Genomic DNA, 21,228 nt, shown 5'->3' with positions numbered 1-21,228 from the left:
TGGCGCCGACCCTGTGCGCGCTGTTCATGCGCCGCCCGCAACACCCCGAGCACGCCGCGCCGACCTTCGGCGAGATGAAGCGCAATCAGCTGCCTCCCTCTCTGCGGTAAGGGATCTCATGTCCTTCTTCACTGACCTGGCCCATCAGTACATCGACGGCGAGTGGCGGCCGGGGAAGGGGTCCTGGGACATCATCGACTTCAACCCCTTCGACGGCGAGAAGCTCGCCTCGATCCCCGTCGCCACCGCCGAAGAGGTCGACCAGGCCTACCGCGCCGCCGAGCGCGCCCAGCAGGCGTGGGCCGACACCAACCCGTACGCCCGGCGCACGGTCCTGGAGAACGCGCTGCGCATCGTCGAGGAGCGCGAGCCGCAGATCGCCGAGGCCATCGTCGCCGAGCTCGGCGGCACCCACCTGAAGGCCGCCTTCGAACTGCACCTGGTCAAGGAGTTCCTGCGCGAGGCCATCCAGCTCGCCCTGCGCCCGACCGGGCAGATCCTCCCCTCGCCCACCGAGGGCAAGGAGAACCGCGTCTACCGGGTGCCCGTCGGGGTCGTCGGCGTCATCAGCCCCTTCAACTTCCCCTTCCTGCTCTCCCTCAAGTCCGTCGCCCCCGCCCTCGCCCTCGGCAACGCGGTCGTCCTCAAGCCGCACCAGAACACCCCGGTCTGCGGCGGCACCCTGCTGGCCAAGGTCTTCGAGGACGCCGGGCTGCCCGCCGGACTGCTCAACGTCGTCGTCACCGACATCGCCGAGATCGGCGACACCCTGCTGGAGCACCCCGTACCGCAGGTCATCTCCTTCACCGGCTCGGACAAGGTCGGCCGGCACGTGGCGACCGTCTGCGCCGCCAACCTCAAGCGCGCCGTCCTCGAACTCGGCGGCAACAGCGCCCTGATCGTGCTGGACGACGCCGATGTGGACTACGCGGTCGACGCCGCGGTCTTCAGCCGCTACGTCCACCAGGGGCAGGTCTGCATGGCCGCCAACCGGATCCTGGTCGACCGGGCGATCGAGAAGGAGTTCACCGAGAAGTTCGTCGCCAAGGTCGCCTCGCTCACCGTCGGGGACCCGGCCGACCCGGCCACCCAGATCGGCCCGCTGATCAACTCCTCGCAGGCCGAGTCCATCTCCCGGCTCGTCGACGAGACCGTCGCCTCCGGCGCCACCGCCCTGCTCCACGGCCGCGCCGACGGCAACGTGGTCAGCCCCTCCGTGCTGACCGGTCTCCCCGCCGACTCGCCCGTCCTCCGGCAGGAGATCTTCGGTCCGGTCGCCCTGCTCGTCCCCTTCGACGGCGAGGACGAGGCCGTCCGCATCGCCAACGACACCCCGTACGGGCTCAGCGGCGCCGTCCACACCGGCAACATCGAGCGCGGGGTGCGGGTCGGGCAGCGCATCCACACCGGAATGATCCACATCAACGACGGCACCGTCCACGACGAGCCGATCGTCCCCTTCGGCGGCGAGAAGAGCTCGGGCCTCGGCCGGCTGAACGGCGAGTCGATGGTGGAGGCCTTCACCACGCAGAAGTGGATCTCCGTCCAGCACGGCCGCTCGCAGTTCCCCTTCTGACCCACGCCCGACCGGCCGGGCGCGGCCCCGCGACCGGCTGGACCCCCTGCGCCGGGCACGCCCGCGACGGCGGCTCATGGTCTACTGCGGGAGGCGGCACCCGCCGCCTCCCGCCGGCAGACCCACCGCAGAGAAGTGAACCGCCCGACGTGCGCCTGAACGACCTCGACGAACGCATCGTCCACGCCCTCGCCGAAGACGCCCGGCGCTCCTACGCCGACATCGGCGCGATCGTCGGCCTCTCCGCCCCCGCGGTGAAACGCCGCGTCGACCGGCTCCGCGCCGAGGGCGCGATCACCGGCTTCACCGTGCGCGTCGACCCGGCCGCGCTCGGCTGGGAGACCGAGGGGTTCATCGAGATCTACTGCAGCCGCAACACCTCCCCGGAAGCGATCAAGCAGGGCCTCGCCCGCTACCCGGAGATCGCCTCGGCCTCCACCGTCACGGGCGACGCCGACGCCGTGGTCCAGGTCTTCGCCGCCGACATGCGCCACTTCGAACAGGTCCTGGAGCGGATCGCGGGGGAGCCATACGTCGAGCGGACGAAGTCCGTACTGGTGCTCTCACCGCTGCTGCGCCGGTACTCGGCGGAGGCGCCGCCCGCCTGACCCCGGCCCCGGACGACCTCCGGCGCAGTGGCGCACATCACCCTGCTGACCTGCGGCGATGCTCCACGCAACGTTTCGCCGTTCCCGGGCCTGCGCACGCAACGAATCGACGGTCCCCGCGCAACATCCGCGCCTTGTCCCAGGCACGAGGCGACACGTACCTTCGATACGTCTCCCCACCCCGCCGCACCGCCCGAGGTCAGCCATGCCGCCGTTGCGCACCGCCCTGCTCCAGAGTTCCGGACGGCCGGGTGCCGTCGCCGAGAACCTGAAGGCGCTGGACGAGGCCGCCGCGCGCGCCGCCGAGGCGGGCGCCCGGCTGCTGGTCACCCCCGAGCTGTTCCTGACCGGGTACGCCATCGGCGACGCCGTCCCCGAGCTGGCCGAGCCCGTCGACGGACCCGGCGCACGGGCCGTCGCCGAGACGGCCGTACGCCACGGCCTCGCCGTCCTGTACGGCTACCCGGAGCGCGACGGCGAGCGGATCTTCAACGCCTCCCAGCTCATCGGCGCCGACGGCACCCCGCTGGCCAACTACCGCAAGACCCACCTCTTCGGCTGCTTCGAGCGGGAGTGGTTCACGCCCGGCGAGCGGACCGTGGTCCAGGCCGACCTGGACGGCATCCGCGTCGGCCTGCTGATCTGCTACGACGTCGAGTTCCCGGAGAACGTCCGGGCGCACGCGCTGGCCGGCACCGACCTGCTGCTGGTGCCCACCGCGCAGATGCACCCGTTCCAGTTCGTCGCCGAGTCCGTCATCCCCGTACGCGCCTTCGAGAGCCAGATGTACGTGGCGTACGTCAACCGCACCGGCCCGGAAGGCGAGTTCGAGTTCGTCGGGCTGAGCTGCCTGGCCGGTCCCGACGGCACCGTGCGCACCCGCGCCGGCCGTGGCGAGGAACTCGTCGTCGGCGAGGTGGACCCGGAGTTCCTGGCCGCCTCACGCACCGCCAACCCCTACCTGCACGACCGCCGCCCCGGTCTGTACGGCTCCCTCGGCTGAGCCCGCCCCCCGGCCGCTTCCTCTCTCCCGTCATCGCGCAAGGAGTCCGTACCCCATGACGTCCACGGTGCCCAACGCCGTCCAGCACACCGACGCCGCCGCCCCGCCGATCACCATGTTCGGGCCGGACTTCCCGTACGCGTACGACGACTTCCTCGCCCACCCGGCCGGCCTCGGCCAGATACCGGCGACCGAGCACGGCCAGGAGGTCGCCGTCATCGGCGGCGGGCTCTCCGGCATCATCGCGGCGTACGAGCTGATGAAGATGGGGCTCAGGCCCGTCGTCTACGAGGCGGACCGGATCGGCGGTCGGCTGCGAACCGTGGGCTTCGACGGCTGCGAGCCCTCGCTCACCGCCGAGATGGGCGCGATGCGCTTCCCGCCGTCCTCCACGGCGCTCCAGCACTACATCGACCTGGTGGGGCTGGAGACCCGGGCCTTCCCCAACCCGCTCTCCCCGGCCACGCCCTCGACCGTCGTCGACCTCAAGGGCGAGTCGCACTACGCCGAGACCATCGACGACCTGCCGCAGGTCTACCGCGATGTCGCCGACGCCTGGAACGCCTGCCTGGAGGAGGGCGCCGACTTCTCCGACATGAACCGGGCGCTGCGCGAGCGCGACGTACCGCGCATCCGGGAGATCTGGGCCGAGCTCGTCGAGCGGCTCGACAACCAGACCTTCTACGGTTTCCTCTGCGACTCCGACGCCTTCAAGTCCTTCCGGCACCGCGAGATCTTCGGCCAGGTCGGCTTCGGCACCGGCGGCTGGGACACCGACTTCCCCAACTCCATCCTGGAGATCCTGCGGGTCGTCTACACCGAGGCCGACGACCACCACCGCGGCATCGTCGGCGGCAGCCAGCAGCTCCCGCTGCGCCTGTGGGACCGCGAGCCGCGGAAGATCGTCCACTGGCCGCTGGGCACCTCGCTGGCCTCCCTGCACGGCGGCGAGCCGCGCGGCGCCGTGACCCGGCTGACCCGTACGGCGGGCAACCGCATCACGGTCACCGACGCCACCGGCGACATCCGCACCTTCCGGGCCGCCGTCTTCACCGGCCAGTCCTGGCTGCTGCTCTCCAAGATCGACTGCGACGACGCGCTCTTCCCGATCGACCACTGGACGGCGATGGAGCGCACCCACTACATGGAGTCGTCCAAGCTGTTCGTCCCGGTCGACCGGCCGTTCTGGCTGGACAAGGACGAGCTCACGGGCCGCGACACGATGTCGATGACGCTCACCGACCGGATGACCCGGGGGACGTACCTCCTGGACGACGGCCCGGACAGGCCCGCCGTCATCTGCCTCTCCTACACGTGGTGCGACGACAGCCTGAAGTGGCTGCCGCTCTCCCCGAAGGAGCGCATGGAGGTCATGCTCAAGTCGCTCGGGGAGATCTACCCGAACGTCGACATTCGCAGCCACGTCATCGGCAACCCGGTCACCGTCTCCTGGGAGAACGAGCCCTACTTCATGGGCGCGTTCAAGGCGAACCTGCCCGGCCACTACCGCTACCAGCGGCGGCTGTTCACCCACTTCATGCAGGACCGGCTGCCCGCCGACAAGCGGGGCCTGTTCCTCGCGGGCGACGACATCTCCTGGACGGCCGGCTGGGCCGAGGGCGCCGTGCAGACCGCGCTCAACGCGGTGTGGGGCGTCATGCACCAGTTCGGCGGGGCGAGTGACCCGACCAACCCCGGCCCCGGTGACCTCTTCGACGAGATCGCGCCGGTGGAGCTGCCGGAGGACTGAACCACCGGCAGGACACGTACGCGGGCGTCAGCGGCACGGGGTGAGCAGGAAGCGCACCACCAGCCCGGCGCCCGCGTCGGTCTGCCGCCGGAACTCCTCGGCCGACGAAGGGAGTCCGCGCAGCCGCCAGAGCACCCGGGCCGACGACCAGGCGGCCTCGCGGGCCCGCTCCAGGCTCCAGGAACTCACCAGATGGTTCAGCGGGTCCGCGATCCGGAGAAGGTCGGGGCCCGGCATCAGATCGTCGTGGATCCGCTCCTCCAGCGACGCGAGGAGGTCACCCACCCGCTCGAACTCCCCCTCCAGCTCCGGCGGAGCGCAGTCGAGCGTATGGCAGGTGTCCACCACGGCCAGGGAAAGGTCGTGCGCGATGTGCGCGTGGAGACCGCCGAGGGCGAACTGCACCGGGCGTACGCCGGGGTGGTGCCGGTACTGGAACAGCGGACGCCAGCACTCCGGCGGACGCCCGCCCGCCTCGGCCGCGTCGAGGGCCGACAGATAGCGCTCGGCGAGCCGTGCCCGGAGGGTGCCGGTGGTGGCCTCCCCGTATCCCGTCTCCGCCGGCCGTACGTCGTGGAAGACCCCGACCCCGTCCCCGGGCGGCCACCGGTGGCGCAGCGCACGCATCCGCTGGGTCAGGGTGTCCGCGACGAGCGCGGGGAGCACCGCCGGTTCTGCGAACTGTTCGATCTGCGTCATGAGCGGAGCGTCCCAGTCGTAGGCTCACCACGGCACCGCCCGGCTCAAGGTTCATCGGAACGGACGAACGGCGGCGCCGGAAAAGGGGTTCGAGGAGTGCCGGGCATACGCGCGCAACGCCGCATCACCCGACGGGAACGCCGTCGTGCCGCCCGCCGGCACGGCCTGCTGGCCGTCGCCTCGGCCGTCGTGGCGATCGGTGCCGCGGCCGGTCTGATCGAGGCGGGGCAGGACGGGCGGCGGACCACGGCCCTCCCGGAGCCGTCGCCCCCGCCGGTCCTCCAGCCGCTGCCCGCCGTCCCGACGCCCACCGCCCCCGTACGGCCCACCGCTTCGCCCTCCACCACCCCCACGACGGCCCCACCGTCACCGTCGACGTCCCCGTCGCCCCGTGCCTCCCGCACGAGCGCCGCCCCCGCGAAGCCCTCTTCGGCGGCCCCCGCCCCGGCACCCGCGAGCGGCCTCTTCCGCCACCCGCGGTCCCATGTCCTCGAGTGGGTGCGGGCCAACCCCGACGACCCGCGCCGCCCGGTGATCGAGTCCAGGATCGCGGCGCAGCCGGCGGCCGTCTGGTTCGCGCGGTACAACCCGGGGGAGATCGCCGGGGAGGTCCGTGCCGTCACCCGGGGCGCGGCAGCCGTCGGGCGGACCCCGGTGCTCGTCCCGTACGCCATACCCGACCGGGACTGCGGCGGGGCCTCGCAGGGCGGGGCGCCGGACTTCGCGGCGTACGACGCCTGGATACGGGAGTTCGTCCAGGGCCTCGGCGCGGGCCCGGCGATCGTGATCCTGGAGCCGGACGCCATCGCCCTCTCCGACTGCCTCACCGCCTCCGGGCGCGCTGCCCGCTTCGCCTCGCTGGCCCGCGCCGGATCCACCCTGCGCGCCGCCAACCCCGAGGCCCGGGTCTACTTCGACGGCGGCCACTCCGGCTGGCACGCCCCCGCGAAGCAGGCGGCCGCGCTCCGGGCGGCCGGGGCGGCGACCAGCGGCGACGGCATCTTCACCAACGTGGCCAACTTCCACCGCACCGCCGACGAGCGGACCTACGCCCGCCAGGTGCTGGCCGCACTCGGCGGCCCGGCCGGCCTCGGCGCGGTCATCGACACCAGCCGCAACGGCAACGGCGCGCCCGCCGCCGGCCAGTGGTGCGACCCGGCGGGCCGGGCGCTGGGGCGGACCCCGACGACGCGGACCGGCGAGGACCGGATCGACGCGTATCTGTGGGTGAAGCTGCCGGGGGAGTCCGACGGCTGCTCGGGCGCGCCGGGCGCCTTCGCCCCGGAGTACGCCTACGGACTGGCCACCGGCTGAGCCCGGCAGGCCTGCTGGGGACTTGATGGGGACCCGATGAGGAACCCGCTGAGGATCCGCTGATCCCGGGCCCGGCTTCAGGCCTTCCCGGGCCCGGGATCAGGACGCCGCGCCCCGGCTCAGGCCTTCCCGGGCCCCGGCTTCTCGCCGTCCTTCGCCCCCTCGTCGTACGCCGACGTGCCGGAGTCCAGCAGCGGTTCCTGGGTCTTGAGGTGGGCAGGGGCGAAGGCGCGCAGCACGTGGTAGCCGGTGATCACGACGAGGGTGCCGAGCGCGATACCGCCCAGCTCGAAGTTGTCGGTGATCTTCAGGCTGACCCCGCCGACGCCGATGATGATGCCCGCGGCGGCCGGCACCAGGTTGAGCGGATTGCGCAGGTCCACCCGGCCGTTGAGCCAGATCTGCGCACCGAGCAGGCCGATCATCCCGTACAGGATCACGGTGATCCCGCCGAGCACCCCGCCCGGGATCGCCGCGACGACCGCGCCGAACTTGGGGCAGAGGCCGAAGAGCAGGGCGAAGCAGGCCGCCGCCCAGTAGGCCGCCGTCGAGTAGACCCGGGTCGCGGCCATCACGCCGATGTTCTCGGAGTACGTGGTGTTGGGCGGGCCGCCCACGGCGGTGGAGAGCATCGACGCCGCGCCGTCCGCCGCGATGGCGGTGCCGAGCTTGTCGTCCAGCGAGTCGCCGGTCATCTCGCCCACGGCCTTCACATGGCCCGCGTTCTCCGCGACCAGCGCGATCACCACGGGCAGGGCGACCAGGATCGCGGACCACTCGAAGGCCGGCGCGTGGAAGGAGGGCAGGCCGATCCAGTCCGCCGCGCCCACGCCCGACAGGTCCAGCCGCCAGTGGTCGACGGCCTCCGCGCCGCCCGCCGGGGAGTGGATCTTGCCGAACACCAGGTCCAGCGCCCAGGAGAGCAGGTAGCCGAAGACCAGCCCGAGGAAGATGGCGATCCGCGAGAGGAAGCCGCGCAGGCACACCACGGCCAGGCCGGTGAAGAGCATCACCAGCAGCGCGGTCCACTGGTCCTGCGGCCAGTACGTCGACGCGGTCACCGGCGCCAGGTTGAACCCGATCAGCATCACGACCGCGCCGGTCACCACCGGCGGCATCGCCGCGTGGATGATCCGCGCGCCGAACCGCTGCACCGCCAGACCCACCAGGAACAGCGCCGCGCCGACCACCAGCACCGCACCCGTGACGGTGGCGCTGTCACCGCCGCTCGCCCGGATGGTGGCCGCGACCCCGACGAAGGAGAGCGAGCAGCCCAGATAGCTGGGCACCCGGCCCTTGGTGGCCAGCAGGAAGATCACGGTCGCGACGCCGGACATCATGATCGCGAGGTTCGGGTCGAGCCCCATCAGCACCGGGGCGACGAACGACGCCCCGAACATCGCGACCACGTGCTGCGCGCCGAGCCCGAAGGTACGGGGCCAGGAGAGCCGCTCGTCGGGGCGGACCACCGCCCCGGGCGCGGGGGTCTTCCCGTCGCCGTGCAAGGTCCAGCGCACGCCGAGGCTCATTGGTTGCTCCCTGAAGGTCTGCTCGGTGTGCCGGCCGGTCTGCGACCCGGTGTTCGGTGTTCACCTGCGGAAAAGATCAGCGCCATGGTAGTGGTGCGGTGGACGGCGACCGCGCCGAGGTCCGCTGCCGGGAGCCGGGCCGCCCACGTGACGCCGCGCGCCGCCGTACACCGCGCGCCTCCCGGCCCACCGTCGTTCACCGCATGCCCCCGCCCGGCCCACCGCCGCACGCCGCTGTACACCGCACGCCGCCGGACCGAGCGGGCTCAGCTCCCGGACGGGCTCTTCGCCGCCGTGCCGCCCACCGCCGACCCCGTGACCTTCCGGTCACCGGCCCGCAGCACCCCGGCGCCCAGCACCAGGCCGAACGCCAGCGCGGTCACCACGCCGAAGGACACGACCAGCGAGGTCGTCTCCGCCAGCGCGCCGATCGCGGAGGGGGCGATCAGACCCGAGGTGTACGTGATGGTGGCGACGCCCGCGATGGCCTGGCTCGGGTTCGGCCCGCTGCGCCCGGCCGCGGCGAAGGCCAGCGGCACCACGACGGCCACCCCGAGCCCCAGCAGCCCGAAGCCGCACAACGCCGCCGCCGGAGAGGGCGAGAACACCACGAGCAGCCCGCCCACGGTGGCCAGCGCCCCTCCCACCCGTACGGTCCGCACCGCGCCGAACCGGTCCACGATCCGGTCCCCGGCGAGCCGCGCCACCGCCATCGTCAGGGCGAAGGCCGTGGTGGAGGCGGCCGCGACCCCGTCCGAGCTGCCCAGGATGTCCCGCAGGTAGACCGCCGACCAGTCCAGGCTGGCGCCCTCCGCGAACACCGCGCAGAACCCGATGGCCCCGATGATCAGCGCCGACTTCGGCGGCAGGGTGAAGCGCGGCGGCGGCTCCTCGTCCGGTTCGCTGCGCAGATCCAGCACGCCCCGGCAGGCGAGCAGCCCCAGCGCCGTCAGTACCAGCGCGGCGAGCGTGTGGTGGAGGCGGGCGTCGGTGCCGGCGTGGGCGGCGACCGTGCCCACCGCCGAGCCGATCAGCGCGCCCACGCTCCACATCCCGTGCAGCCCCGACATGATCGACTTGTCGAGACGGTTCTCCACCTCCACGCCCAGGGCGTTCATCGCCACGTCGGACATCCCGGCCGTGGCCCCGTAGACGAACAGCGCGGCGCACAGCGTCAGCAGGCTCGGCGCCATGGCGGGCAGGATCAACGCGAGCGTCCACAGCGCCAGCAGCCCGCGCAGGGCGGTCCGGGCACCGAAGCGGTGGCTGATCCGGCCCGCCAGCGGCATGGCGATCGAGGCGCCGATCGCCGGGAAGGCCAGGGCGAGACCGAGCTGGCCCGCGCTCACCCCGGCGTGGTCCTGGATCCACGGAATCCGGGTCGCGAAGCTGCCGGTCACCGCCCCGTGCACCGTGAAGACGGCGGCGACGGCGATCCTGGCCCGCCTCACCTGCTCCGCGCCGTGGACCAGGGCGGTCGGTTCCTTCGTCATGCGGTAGTGCCCTCCCCTGAGGATTCCGGTGCACGAGGCCCTCCCGGCGCTCCCGCTCCTCACTGCGCCGCGTAAACTATCAGGAACCCTGCCTGATAAATAGTTCTTTCCGGCAGCGCACACCGCCGCCCCGGGAAGGAGGCTCCGCAGTGGTCTGGAAGGATCCCGGTATGCCCGCATCACCGAGCACGGCTCGGGCCATCAACGACCGGCTCGCCCTGCGACTGCTCCAGCAGGACGGCCCGTTGACGGCCACGCAGCTCAAGACCCTGACCGGGCTCTCCCGCCCGACCGTCGCCGACCTGGTCGAGCGGCTCCGGGGCGCCGGCCTGATCCATGTCGTCGGCGAGTCCGGCGCCGTCCGCAGGGGCCCCAACGCCAAGCTGTACGGGATCGTCGCCGACCGGGCCCACCTCGCCGCCCTGGACGTGCGCACCGGCAGCGTCTCCGTGGTGGTCGCCGATCTGCTGGGGACCACGCTCGCCGAGGCCACCCTGCCCGTCGCGGGCGACACCGGGACCGCGGCCGCCGTCGAGCAGTCCTTCGCCCTGCTGGAGCGCACCGCCCGCGAGGCCGGGTCCGTACCCCTGCACAGCGTCGGCATCGGGGCCCCGGGCCTGATCGACCCGGCCACCGGCGAACTGCGCGACAGCACCGGACTGCCCGCCTGGCACCGGGGCCTGGTCCGGGTGATCCAGCAGCGGCTGCCGGCGACCGTGCTCGTCGAGAACGAGACCAACCTCGCCGCCGTCGCGGAACACCGGGAGGGTGCCGCCGGCGACCGCGAGACGTTCGTCCTGATCTGGCTGGGCCAGGGCATCGGGGCCGCCGTGATGCTGGACGGCAGGCTGCGGCAGGGCGCCTCCGGCGGCGCGGGGGAGATCGGCTTCCTGCCGGTGCCCGGGGTGGCCGGACTGCCCTCGGCCGTCGACTGCGAGGGCGGCTTCTTCTCCCTGGCCGGCTCGGCGGCCCTGTGCGAACTGGCCGCCCGGCACGCCGTCGAGCCTCCCCGGGGCACGGCACAAGGGGTGGCCGGCGGCCGGGACGGGGCGACCGCCGTGGCCGCCGTACGCACCGCGCTGGCGGCGGGGGAGCGGGGGGAGCCGTTCCTGGACGAACTGGCCGACCGCCTCGCCCTCGGGGCCGCGGCGGTCGTCTCGGTCCTGGACCCCGGCTGCGTCCTCCTGGCGGGCGCGGTCGGCGAGGCCGGCGGGCCCCGGCTCGCCGCCCGGGTCGAGGAGCGCCTCGCCCTGATGTCACCGCTGCGCACCGAGGTCCGGGCGGGCTCGCTGGGGGACGGGGCGGTGCTGCGCGGGGCGCTGATCGCCGCCCGGGAGGCGGCGCAGGACGCGCTGTTCGCGCCGGGGGGCTGAGCCTCCGCGCCGCCGTACGGGCCGGGCCGCGGCCGTCCGGCCCGTGGGACGTGGCCGCTCAGCCCGTACGGCGGTGGCGTCCGGCCAGGAACTCCTCGAACGTGACGGTCCCCACCGCGTGGTCCGGGCACAGGTGGCCGCCGCTCCGGTATCCCGCGTACGCCTTCCCCGCCAGCCGCACCGGCACCACCCGACGCCTGCGCCCCGTCGCACGGAGGTAGGCCCCGGCCAGGTCGGCCAGCTCCCGGACCTCGGGCCCGCCCAGGTCCGGCACCCGGCCCGCCGGTGCTCCGAGCGCCAGGGCGGCCAGCCGGCCGGCGACCTCGCCGCTGTCGACGGGCTGGACCGACACCCCGGCGGGCACCGGCAGCACGGGGAGCCGTGCCGCGCCGGAGACGATGCCCAGCACCAGGTCGTGGAACTGGGTGGCCCGCTGGATGCTCGCCCCGATCCCGGAGCCCTCGATCATCCGCTCGACCCGGCGCTTGACCCTGTAGTAGCCGAGCGGCACCCGGTCCACGCCCACGATCGAGATGTGGACCAGATGGGGCACCCCGGCCCGCTTCGCGGCGTCGATGAGATACCCCGCGGCACGGTCGTCCCCGCCGCGCGGAGAGGTGGCGCAGTGCACGATCGCGTCCACCCCGTCGACCGCCGTGTCCAGCCCCTTGCCGTCGCGTAGATCGACGGCGTACGTGGGGGAGCGGCGGCTGAGGCCGCGGACGTCGGCTCCTTCGGTGCGCAGCCGTTCGGCGACCTGGCGGCCGAGTGTTCCGGTGGCGCCGGTGACCAGAATCGTCGTCATGGGGCCAGCCTGACAGAGGCGGGATCAGGTCGCGGCGGGAGCGCGGGAAGCCCCGGCGCAGGACGCCGGGGCTTCTCGGTGCGGGGATGTCACGGTACGGGGGTGAGCGGGGGCGGTCCGCTCACCCCCGTACGGCCGCTAGCAGGCGCCGAGGTCCTTCCAGACGCCCCACTCGCCGGTGGTGCCGGGCTTCTCGCCCTTCGTCCACCACGAGGCCTTCCACTCGTGTCCGTCCTGGCTGACGGTGGAGCCGTTGCCGTACTCGGTGGCCGCGTTCCACGCCGGGGCCGAGCAGTCGCCGCCCGGCTGCGTCGGGTCCGGGGTGGGGGTGGGGGTGGGGCCGGTCGGGTCCGGGGTCGGCGTCGGGCCGGTACCGGTGCCGGGCTCGACCAGGGTGGTGGAGCGGGCCAGGTCACCGGCGAGGGAGTAGGACTTCCCGTCGAAGGTCACGGTCCAGTTGGACGGGGTGGAGGTCGGCAGATAGTAGACGAAGTCCAGCTCCACCGAGGCGCCGGGCTCCAGCGTCTGCCAGGCCGGGAGCTTCAGGGAGACCCGGTTGTAGGGGCCCTTGAGCCCGCCGACGTTGCCGGCCGCGGTGTGGTCGCTGCGGATGATCGACGTACCGAAGCCGGACTGGTCCTTGGCGTTGGCCGGGGCGGAGGTGGAGTAGTCGAACTGGAACTCCGTGCCGCCGGGCAGCGTGGCCTGGGTCCGGTTGGTGATCTTCAGCTTGGGGCTGATCGGGTAGTTGGAGTCACCGAGGGCGAACTGGCCGAAGGAGACGTCGATGTTCACGGCCTCGGTGGGCAGGTCGATCGTGGAGCGCTTGGCGCCGTAGGGGGCCGCCGACTTGAACGCGTCGTACATCGCGCTGGTCAGCGTGGAGCCGGTCTCGTACTGGCCCTTCGCCTCGTTCCACTGGTAGTCGCCCGCCAGCTCCCAGATCATCGTGCCGCCGATGCCGTTGTCGACCACGTAGTCGGCCTTGGCCTGCACGGACTGCTCGTCCTCGGTGGAGAGGAAGACCTTCTTCTGGGCGTTCCACAGCCACGGGGCGACCAGCGTCGAGTCGTACTTGCGGACGTAGGTGCCGGTCAGCTGGGTGTCCGCGGGGAAGCCGTAGTCGGTGAGGTAGTCACCGACGATGCCCTTCTCCAGGTTCTTCGCGTGCCACATCGGGTTGGAACCGGCCGGCGATTCCTTGCCGTTGTCGTCCTTGTCGTGCCACAGGTTGTCGATGCCGACCGCGCCGTCACCGCACTTGGTCAGACCGGCGCCCGCCGGGCAGTCGGTCGTGGCGGCCTTGCCCCACAGGCCGTCGGTTCCGCCCTGGACGTTCTTGAAGCCGCGGGTGTAGTAGGGCAGGCCGATGTTGATGCGGCCGGCCGGCATGGAGCCGCGGAAGTAGTGGTAGGCCCAGTCGGTGTTGAGGTAGCCGACCCCGCCGTACTGCGAGGTGGAGTACACGCCCGCCTGGGCCAGTTCGGCGTCCTTGCCGTCGTCGAACAGGGTGGCGTTCGGGCCGACGTACTCGTTCCAGGCGCCGTGCAGGTCGTAGGACATGATGTTGACGTAGTCCAGGTACTTCTGCATCTGGTACGTCTCCATGCCCCGCAGCAGGTAGCCGGAGGAGGGGGCGGCGACGGTCAGCAGGTAGTGCTTGCCGTCGGCGGCGCCCGCGTGGTCGAGCTTCTCGCGCAGGGTCTTCATCAGGACGTCGTAGCCCTTGACCAGACCGGCGCGGCGCCCATTGGCCAACGTGTGGTCCATGGGGTTGCCCGCGTCCTTCATGGACGTCGCGTACTCGTAGTCGATGTCGACGCCGTTGAAGCCGTACTTGCGGATGAAGTCGACGGCCGAGTCGGAGAAGGTGTTGATGCCCGCCTGGTTGACCGAGCCGTCGGCGTTGGTCGCCATCGAGTAGAAGCCGCCGGAGTTGACGCGCTCGCCGTCCGGGCCGAAGTAGCCGCCGGTCTCGGCCCAGCCGCCCACGGAGACCAGGGTCTTCACGTCCGGGTACTGCTTCTTGTACTTGGTCAGCAGGTTGAAGTGCCCCTTGTAGGGGAGCGCCGGGTCCATCTCGGCGCCTGCGACACCGGGCCAGGTCATTCCGGTGGAGGCGTTGTCGGCGCTGTCGGGGCCGACCGAGAGCTTGTTGGTGCTGTCGACGTGCGCGAAGGCGTAGTTGAGGTGCGTGACCTTGTCCCAGGGGATGTTGGGGACCAGGTAGGCGTCCTTGCCGTCCTTGCCGGTACGCCAGTTGGTGAAGTACCCGATGACGCGGCGCTGGTGGTCGTCGCCCATCTTCTCGCGTCCGTCAGCGTCGTAGACGGTGCAGTACGGGGTGTCGGCCCCGGGGGTCTTGTACAGCCCGTCGGGGCGACAGGACTCGTGGTCGGTGGCGGCCGCCGACGGGGAGGCGGCGAGGGAGGTCATCAACAGGCCGGCGACAGCGGCGCCGGCGGCGAGCAGCGTGGTTCTCGCTCTGGTGGGGGACGGCATGGGGTCGTTCCTCCTGGGGAGGTCGTCAGAACACAACTGGCAAAAGGGGGTTGGGTCGTGTCGGGGTCCCGGTGTGCGCACACCGTGGGACCGAACCTCCGAGGTGACGCAGAGATTAAGAGGACTAGACCACTGCGTCAATAGGTCTGGACCTTTACCGCTCAACTTTCTCGATGACTACGTTGTCGACCTACCGTCGACTTCTCGCCGACAGGAATTCGCCAGGTGTGCTGTGACCCAGACCACAGTGATCACCCGCATGGGTGAGGGGTGTCCGTGGCAGACTGGTTGCGTACCAGTAGCAGCGCACTCCGGGGTCGGTGCAATTCCGAACCGGCGGTTATAGTCCGCGACCCGTCCGCATCCAGCGGCCGGTTGACCAGGTGGGATTCCTGGACCGACGGTTAAAGTCCGGATGGGAGGCAGTGCGCGGCGGTTCGTCATCGGGTACGCCGCCGTAGGCGGACGCATGGCCGGGAAGTTCCAGGCCCCTGCGTCCCTTCTTCGGTTCTCGGCGTCTCCCCTGGTGAGCCGCTTCATCTGTCGTCATCGACAGGCCCCGGAGTCCGTGCCCGAAGAGGCAGGAGGACCCGGTGGCCACCGCAGCCGACATCACCGCCATGGGCCGAGCCGTCATGCTCGCCGCCCGCGGTCTCGGCTCCACCAGCCCCAATCCGGTCGTCGGATGCGTGATCACCGACGCCTCCGGAGCCCTGGCCGGTGAAGGCTTCCACCAGCGCGCCGGAGGGCCGCACGCCGAGGTCCACGCCCTGCGCGCGGCCGGCGAGCGGGCCCGGGGCGGCACCGCCTACGTCACCCTCGAACCCTGTAACCACACCGGCCGCACCGGCCCCTGCGCCCAGGCCCTCCTGGACGCCGGGATCAGCCGGGTCGTGTACGCGGTCGGCGACCCGAACCCGCGGGCCACCGGGGGAGCCGACACCCTGCGTGCGGCCGGGGTCCAGGTCGAGCGGGGGCCCCTCACCGAAGAGGCCGAGGCGGGCAACGCCGCCTGGCTCACCTCGGTGCGCCTGGGCCGCCCGTACGTCCTGTGGAAGTACGCCGCCACCCTCGACGGCCGCGTCGCCGCCGCCGACGCCACCAGCCGCTGGATCACCTCGCCCGAGGCCCGCGCCGACGTCCACCGGCTCCGCGCCGAGGCCGACGCGGTGATCGTGGGCTCCGGCACCGCCCGCGCCGACGACCCCCAGCTGGGTGTACGCGGCATCGACGGCGCCACCCAGCCCCTGCGGGTCGTCGTCGACACGAACGCCACGGCCGTGAAGCCCGGCGCCCGCGTCCTGGACGCCACCGCGCCCACCCTGGTCGCCCTCGCCGAGGACGCCGCCGCGGGCCACCTCCCCGAGGAAGCCGTCCTGCGGCTGCCCCGCGCCACCACCGGCCCCGGCCTGGACCTCGACGCCCTCCTCGCCGCCCTGCACGAGCGCGGCATCCGCTCCGTACTCCTCGAAGGCGGGCCGAGGCTGGCCGGTGCCTTCGTCGCCGCGGGAAAGGTCGACAAGGTCGTCGGCTATCTCGCCCCGGTTCTGCTCGGCGCGGGCCCCGCGGCCCTCGCCGACGCCGGAATCACCACCATCTCCCGGGCGTTGCGCCTCGAGGTGACCGAGACCGTCCGTATCGGCCCCGACCTGCGCATCACCGCCGCCCCCGCCTCTGCTCGGAAGGGAAACTGAGTGTTCACCGGAATTGTCGAAGAACTGGGTGAGGTCACCGCCGTCGAGGAGCTCGCCGACGCCTCCCGCTTCCGGCTGCGCGGCCCCCTCGTCACCGAGGGAGCCGGGCACGGCGACTCCATCGCGGTGAACGGCGTCTGCCTCACGGTCGTGGAGACCGGCGAGGGCGAGTTCACCGCCGACGTGATGGCCGAGACGCTGAAGCGCTCCAGCCTGGGCGCCCTCACCACCGGCTCCCGCGTCAACCTGGAGCGCCCCATGGCGCTCGGCGGCCGGCTCGGCGGGCACATCGTCCAGGGGCACGTGGACGGCACCGGCACCATCGTGGAGCGCACCCCCTCCGAGCACTGGGAGATCGTCAAGGTCTCCCTGCCGTCCGAGCTGACCCGGTACGTCGTCGAGAAGGGCTCCATCACCGTCGACGGCGTGAGCCTCACCGTCGTCGACGCGGGACCCGACTACTTCACCATCAGCCTCATCCCCACCACCCTCGCCCTGACCACGCTCGGCCGCAAGCAGCCCGGCGACCCGGTCAACCTGGAGGTGGACGTCATCGCCAAGTACGTCGAGCGGCTGCTCGGGGACCGGTCCGGGCAGGACCCGCGATGAACACCGTCTCCTGGCTGAACTCCGAGGCCTTCACCGTGTTCGGCCAGCACATCAAGTGGGCCGACATGATCGGCAACCTCATCGGCCTGACCGCCCTGGCCCTCGGCTGGCGGCGCTCCATCTGGACCTGGCCCGCCCAGCTGCTCGCCGGCGCGATCCTCCTGGTCGCCTTCGCCTCCGCGCACCTGTCCGGCAGCGCGGGCAAGCAGCTGGTCGTCATCGTCGTGGCCCTGTGGGGCTGGTGGTCCTGGAACCGGGGCAAGCAGCAGGCCCAGGACGGCTCCATCGCCGTCCGCTTCGCCACCTGGCGCGAACGCGGCGTGCTGATCGGCGGGGCGGCGCTGGGCACCCTCGCCGTCGGCGGCCTGTTCACCGCGTTCCCCTCGCTCTCCTGGGACCCGTGGCCGGACGCGTACATCTTCGTCGGCACGATCGTCGCGATGTACGCCCAGGCCCGCGGCATGGTCGAGTTCTGGTTCGCCTGGCTCCTGGTCGACCTCGTCGGCGTCCCGCTGAACTTCGCCAACGGCTTCGCCTTCTCCGGCTTCGTCTACATCATCTACGGCGCCCTCGTCCTGTGGGGCATGCGCGACTGGTGGCTGCGTACGCGGACACCCGCTCTGGAAGGAGCCACGGCATGACTGCCCAGCCCACCTGGCTGCACCCCGGCCACGACCCGCTCACCGAGGACCTCTCCCTGGACCCCGTCGAGCAGGCCGTCCGCGACATCGCCGAGGGCCGCCCCGTCGTCGTCGTGGACGACGAGGACCGCGAGAACGAGGGCGACCTCGTCATCGCCGCCGAGATGGCGACCCCGGAGATCGTCGCCTTCATGATGAGCGAGTGCCGCGGCCTGATCTGCGCCCCGATGGAGAGCGACGAGCTGGAGCGGCTCGAACTCCCGCAGATGGTCGCCGACAACACCGAGTCCATGCGGACCGCCTTCACCGTCACCGTCGACGCCTCCGCCGCCCACGGCGTCACCACCGGCATCTCCGCCGCCGACCGCGCCACCACCCTGCGGATGCTCGCCGGCGGCACCGCGGGCCCCGGCGACTTCGTCCGCCCCGGCCACATCTTCCCGCTGCGCGCCCGCTCCGGCGGCGTCCTCGTCCGCAACGGCCACACCGAGGCCGCCGTCGACCTCGCCCGGCTCGCCGGGCTGCGCCCCGCCGGGGCCATCGTGGAGATCGCGGGGGAGGACGGCACCATGCTGCGCCTGCCCGAGCTGGTCCCCTTCGCCCGCAAGCACGGCCTGACGATCATCTCCATCGAGGACCTGATCGCCTACCGCCGCGGCGCCGAGCCGACCGTCCGCCGCGAGGCGGCCACCCGCCTGCCCACCGCGTTCGGCGACTTCACCGCGTACGGCTACCGCTCCACCGTCGACGGCGTCGAGCACGTCGCCCTCGTCCACGGCGACCTCACGGAAGGTGGCGGCGAGGACGTCCTCGTGCGCATCCACTCCGAATGCCTGACCGGAGACATCTTCCAGTCCCAGCGCTGCGACTGCGGCCCCCAGCTGCACGCCTCCATGGAGCGGATCACCGAGGAGGGCCGGGGCGTGGTCGTCTACCTCCGCGGCCACGAGGGGCGCGGCATCGGCCTGCTCTCCAAGCTGCGCGCGTACGAACTCCAGGAGCGGGGCGTGGACACCCTCGACGCCAACCTGGAGCTCGGCCTGCCCGCCGACGCCCGCGACTACGCGGTCGGCGCCCAGATCATCGAGGACCTCGGCGTACGCAGCCTGCGGCTGATGACCAACAACCCCGACAAGACCGCGGCCGTCCTGAGCCACGGACTCGCCGTCACCGGCCGCGAGCCCATGCCCGTCCAGGCCGGCGAGCACAATCTGCGCTACCTGCGCACCAAGCGCGACCGCATGGGCCACGACCTGCCCTGGCTCGACGGCGCCCCCGCCTCGACCTGCGCCAACCAGTGACGACCACCACCACGCGACGAGCGACACGAACAACAGGAGAGACATGAGCGGCAAGGGTGCACCCGAACTGTCCGTACGCAACTGCGCCGACCTGCGGGTGGCCGTCATCGCGGCCCAGTGGCACGAGAAGGTCATGGACGGCCTCGTCGACGGCGCCCTGCGCGCCCTGCACGAGCTCGGCATCGACGAGCCGACGCTGCTCCGCGTCCCCGGCTCCTTCGAGCTGCCCGTCGTCGCCAAGGTCCTCGCCGGCCGCGGCTACGACGCGATCGTCGCCCTCGGCGTCATCATCCGGGGCGGCACCCCCCACTTCGAGTACGTCTCCCAGGGCGTCACCCTGGGCCTCACCCAGGTCACCGTCGACACCGGCGTCCCCGTCGGCTTCGGCGTACTGACCTGTGACACCGAGGAGCAGGCGCTCGACCGGGCGGGCATCGAGGGGTCCAACGAGGACAAGGGGCACGAAGCGGTCACCGCCGCCGTGGCCACCGCGGCCACGCTGCGGACCGTCAGCGAACCCTGGCGCTGAGTGGGCCCCGGCGACCCCTTATTCTGAGGACCATCATGGGACACAAAACCTTCGAAGAGCTCTTCGCCGAGCTCCAGCTCAAGGCCGCCGAAGGCGACCCCGCCACCTCGCGCACCGCCGAACTGGTGGACAAGGGTGTGCATGCCATCGGCAAGAAGGTCGTCGAGGAGGCCGCCGAGGTCTGGATGGCCGCCGAGTACGAGGGCAAGGAGGCCGCCGCCGAGGAGATCTCGCAGCTCCTCTACCACGTCCAGGTGATGATGGTCGCCCGCGGCATCTCGCTCGACGACGTCTACGCCCATCTCTGAGCCCGGCCCCGGCACCCACCGCGAAGAACCGCCCGCACGTCCCTTCCGCACCCCTCCGCACAAAGGAACCTGACCTCATGCTGCGCATCGCCGTCCCCAACAAGGGTGCACTCTCCGGGTCTGCGATGGCGATGCTCCATGAGGCCGGCTACCAGCAGCGCAAGGAGTCCAAGGAGCTGGTCCTGGTCGACCCGGGCAACGAGGTCGAGTTCTTCTACCTCCGCCCCCGCGACATCGCCATCTACGTCAGCTCCGGCAGGCTCGACATCGGCATCACCGGCCGCGACCTGCTCCTGGACTCGGGCGCCGACGCCGAGGAGATCCTCCAGCTCGGCTTCGCCCGCTCGACCTTCCGCTACGCCGCCAAGCCCGGCACCGCCTCCGGCCCGCAGGACTTCGACGGCATGACGATCGCCACCTCCTACGAGGGCATCGTCGCCGCCCACCTCACCGAGTCCGGCGTCGACGCGTCCATCGTCCACCTCGACGGCGCGGTCGAGACCGCCATCGAGCTGGGCGTCGCGCAGGTCATCGCCGACGTCGTGGAGACCGGCACCAGCATGCGCAACGCCGGACTCGAAGTGATCGGCGACCCGATCATGACCTCCGAGGCCGTCGTCATCCGCCGCAACGGCGCCCCCACCGACGACCCCAAGGTCCAGCAGTTCCTCCGCCGCCTCCAGGGCGTCCTGGTCGCCCGCTCCTACGTGATGATGGACTACGACTGCCGCGTCGAGCACCTGGAGCGCGCCGTCGCCCTCACCCCGGGCCTGGAGTCGCCGACCATCTCCCCGCTGCACCACGAGGGCTGGGTCGCCGTCCGCTCCATGGTCGCCGCCAAGGAGGCCCAGCGGATCATGGACGACCTCTACGAGCTCGGCGCCCGCGCCATCCTCACCACGGCCATCCACGCCTGCCGCCTCTGACGGGCCCGGCCACCGCACCCCCCTGAGAGAAGATCCGATGTCCGCGCCCCGGCCCGAACTCCCCGCCCTCCCCGTCACCTTCCGGCCCGCCCTCACCCGGGTGGTCCTGCTGAGCGTGGGCCTGGCGATGTTCCTCGTCATCACGGTCGTCGCGCTGATGCTGGAGCGGCTCACCCCGCCGGAGCGGACCAGCTTCATCTTCGTCGCGGCGCTCTTCTTCGGCGTCCTGGCCCTGCTCAGCAGGCCCAGGGTCACCGCCGACGAGAGCGGGGTCACCGTCGTCAACCTCACCCGGACCCGCAGGCTGGCCTGGGAGGAGATCCTCCGCGTCAACCTGCGTTCCGGGGACCCCTGGGTCTTTCTCGACCTCAGCGACGGCACCAGCATGCCCGCCCTCGGCATCCAGCCCGGCATGGCCAAGCAGCAGGCCATCCGCGACGCCCGCGCCCTGCGCGCCCTGGCCGAGACCCGGTCCGCCGGGGGCGACGACACCCCCTGACCGGCCGATCACCCGCGCCGCACGGGGCCCTGTTGTCTACTCTGGTGGGCGGCGGCGCCCCGTGCGCCC

The 21,228-nt window shown here is 72.1% G+C and carries 19 protein-coding genes and 1 riboswitch; of the genes, 14 read left to right on the top strand and 5 right to left on the bottom strand.

The genetic code is table 11. The features are described from left to right. The first annotated feature begins 118 nt into the window (after positions 1 to 118). The 4 genes from AB0917_RS18455 to AB0917_RS18440 all read left to right on the top strand — a co-directional run bounded on the left by AB0917_RS18455 (position 119) and on the right by AB0917_RS18440 (position 4,937). Positions 119 to 1,576 (top strand): aldehyde dehydrogenase family protein, encoded by a 1,458-nt coding sequence (locus tag AB0917_RS18455; protein WP_366820621.1) that lies wholly within the window; start codon positions 119 to 121, stop codon positions 1,574 to 1,576. 149 nt (positions 1,577 to 1,725) lie between these two features. After that, positions 1,726 to 2,184: an Lrp/AsnC family transcriptional regulator gene (locus AB0917_RS18450; RefSeq protein WP_366820620.1), complete on the top strand. Its 459-nt coding sequence runs from the start codon at positions 1,726 to 1,728 to the stop codon at positions 2,182 to 2,184. Positions 2,185 to 2,389: 205 nt separating this feature from the next. After that, a complete protein-coding gene (locus tag AB0917_RS18445) occupies positions 2,390 to 3,187 on the top strand; it encodes a carbon-nitrogen hydrolase family protein (protein ID WP_366820619.1) in 798 nt (265 codons plus the stop codon). A 55-nt stretch (positions 3,188 to 3,242) separates the two neighbouring features. Then, positions 3,243 to 4,937, top strand: coding sequence for an NAD(P)/FAD-dependent oxidoreductase (locus AB0917_RS18440; protein ID WP_366820618.1), 1,695 nt, complete (start codon positions 3,243 to 3,245; stop codon positions 4,935 to 4,937). Between the two features lie 27 nt (positions 4,938 to 4,964). On the opposite strand, the gene AB0917_RS18435 is transcribed toward AB0917_RS18440, so the two are convergent. Then, on the bottom strand, positions 4,965 to 5,636 hold the full coding sequence (locus tag AB0917_RS18435; protein ID WP_366820617.1) for a DUF5995 family protein: 672 nt from the start codon (positions 5,634 to 5,636) through the stop codon (positions 4,965 to 4,967). 96 nt (positions 5,637 to 5,732) lie between these two features. Between AB0917_RS18435 and AB0917_RS18430 the strand changes: the two genes are divergently transcribed. Further along, on the top strand, positions 5,733 to 6,950 hold the full coding sequence (locus tag AB0917_RS18430) for a glycoside hydrolase family 6 protein (RefSeq protein ID WP_366820616.1): 1,218 nt from the start codon (positions 5,733 to 5,735) through the stop codon (positions 6,948 to 6,950). Between the two features lie 119 nt (positions 6,951 to 7,069). Here the strand turns inward: AB0917_RS18430 and AB0917_RS18425 are convergent, their stop codons facing one another. Together AB0917_RS18425 and AB0917_RS18420 are read right to left on the bottom strand one after the other, a co-directional pair. Beyond that, on the bottom strand, positions 7,070 to 8,479 hold the full coding sequence (locus AB0917_RS18425; RefSeq protein WP_366820615.1) for a solute carrier family 23 protein: 1,410 nt from the start codon (positions 8,477 to 8,479) through the stop codon (positions 7,070 to 7,072). Positions 8,480 to 8,745: 266 nt separating this feature from the next. Next, positions 8,746 to 9,972 carry an MFS transporter gene (locus AB0917_RS18420; protein ID WP_366820614.1) on the bottom strand — a complete coding sequence of 409 codons (1,227 nt, stop codon included), beginning with the start codon at positions 9,970 to 9,972 and terminating at the stop codon, positions 8,746 to 8,748. Positions 9,973 to 10,142: 170 nt separating this feature from the next. Between AB0917_RS18420 and AB0917_RS18415 the strand changes: the two genes are divergently transcribed. After that, complete coding sequence (locus AB0917_RS18415) at positions 10,143 to 11,345, top strand: ROK family transcriptional regulator (RefSeq protein WP_366820613.1); 1,203 nt, start codon at positions 10,143 to 10,145, stop codon at positions 11,343 to 11,345. A gap of 58 nt (positions 11,346 to 11,403) precedes the next feature. Here the strand turns inward: AB0917_RS18415 and AB0917_RS18410 are convergent, their stop codons facing one another. Then, entirely contained in the window at positions 11,404 to 12,150 is a 747-nt protein-coding gene (locus tag AB0917_RS18410) for an NAD(P)H-binding protein (protein WP_366820612.1), read from the bottom strand. 138 nt (positions 12,151 to 12,288) lie between these two features. Then, entirely contained in the window at positions 12,289 to 14,652 is a 2,364-nt protein-coding gene (locus AB0917_RS18405; RefSeq protein WP_366820611.1) for a glycosyl hydrolase family 18 protein, read from the bottom strand. Positions 14,653 to 14,954: 302 nt separating this feature from the next. Beyond that, positions 14,955 to 15,085: riboswitch (FMN riboswitch) on the top strand. A 160-nt stretch (positions 15,086 to 15,245) separates the two neighbouring features. Here AB0917_RS18405 and ribD point away from each other — a divergent pair. From ribD to AB0917_RS18365, 8 genes are all read left to right on the top strand, one after another. After that, positions 15,246 to 16,346: a bifunctional diaminohydroxyphosphoribosylaminopyrimidine deaminase/5-amino-6-(5-phosphoribosylamino)uracil reductase RibD gene (ribD, locus tag AB0917_RS18400; RefSeq protein WP_366820610.1), complete on the top strand. Its 1,101-nt coding sequence runs from the start codon at positions 15,246 to 15,248 to the stop codon at positions 16,344 to 16,346. After that, positions 16,347 to 16,955 carry a riboflavin synthase gene (locus AB0917_RS18395; protein WP_366820609.1) on the top strand — a complete coding sequence of 203 codons (609 nt, stop codon included), beginning with the start codon at positions 16,347 to 16,349 and terminating at the stop codon, positions 16,953 to 16,955. Beyond that, a complete protein-coding gene (locus AB0917_RS18390) occupies positions 16,952 to 17,596 on the top strand; it encodes a nicotinamide mononucleotide transporter family protein (protein ID WP_366820608.1) in 645 nt (214 codons plus the stop codon). Before AB0917_RS18395 ends, AB0917_RS18390 begins: the two co-directional genes overlap by 4 nt. Further along, positions 17,593 to 18,897, top strand: a complete 1,305-nt coding sequence (locus tag AB0917_RS18385) for a bifunctional 3,4-dihydroxy-2-butanone-4-phosphate synthase/GTP cyclohydrolase II (protein WP_366820607.1) — start codon at positions 17,593 to 17,595, stop codon at positions 18,895 to 18,897. The genes AB0917_RS18390 and AB0917_RS18385 overlap by 4 nt, the downstream gene beginning before the upstream one ends. 43 nt (positions 18,898 to 18,940) lie before the next feature. Beyond that, on the top strand, positions 18,941 to 19,426 hold the full coding sequence (gene ribH, locus AB0917_RS18380) for a 6,7-dimethyl-8-ribityllumazine synthase (protein WP_018512495.1): 486 nt from the start codon (positions 18,941 to 18,943) through the stop codon (positions 19,424 to 19,426). A 35-nt stretch (positions 19,427 to 19,461) separates the two neighbouring features. Beyond that, positions 19,462 to 19,734 carry a phosphoribosyl-ATP diphosphatase gene (locus tag AB0917_RS18375; protein ID WP_366820606.1) on the top strand — a complete coding sequence of 91 codons (273 nt, stop codon included), beginning with the start codon at positions 19,462 to 19,464 and terminating at the stop codon, positions 19,732 to 19,734. 77 nt (positions 19,735 to 19,811) lie between these two features. After that, entirely contained in the window at positions 19,812 to 20,660 is an 849-nt protein-coding gene (hisG, locus tag AB0917_RS18370) for an ATP phosphoribosyltransferase (protein WP_366820605.1), read from the top strand. A 37-nt stretch (positions 20,661 to 20,697) separates the two neighbouring features. Further along, positions 20,698 to 21,159, top strand: a complete 462-nt coding sequence (locus AB0917_RS18365; RefSeq protein WP_366820604.1) for a PH domain-containing protein — start codon at positions 20,698 to 20,700, stop codon at positions 21,157 to 21,159. The last annotated feature ends 69 nt before the right edge of the window (positions 21,160 to 21,228 follow it).

This window comes from Streptomyces sp. NPDC007346 (assembly GCF_040703535.1).
In the GTDB taxonomy this organism is placed as follows: Bacteria; Actinomycetota; Actinomycetes; order Streptomycetales; family Streptomycetaceae; genus Streptomyces.
The sequence above is the reverse complement of the archived record's forward strand: the minus strand, read 5'-3'. Positions and strand labels throughout refer to the sequence as shown.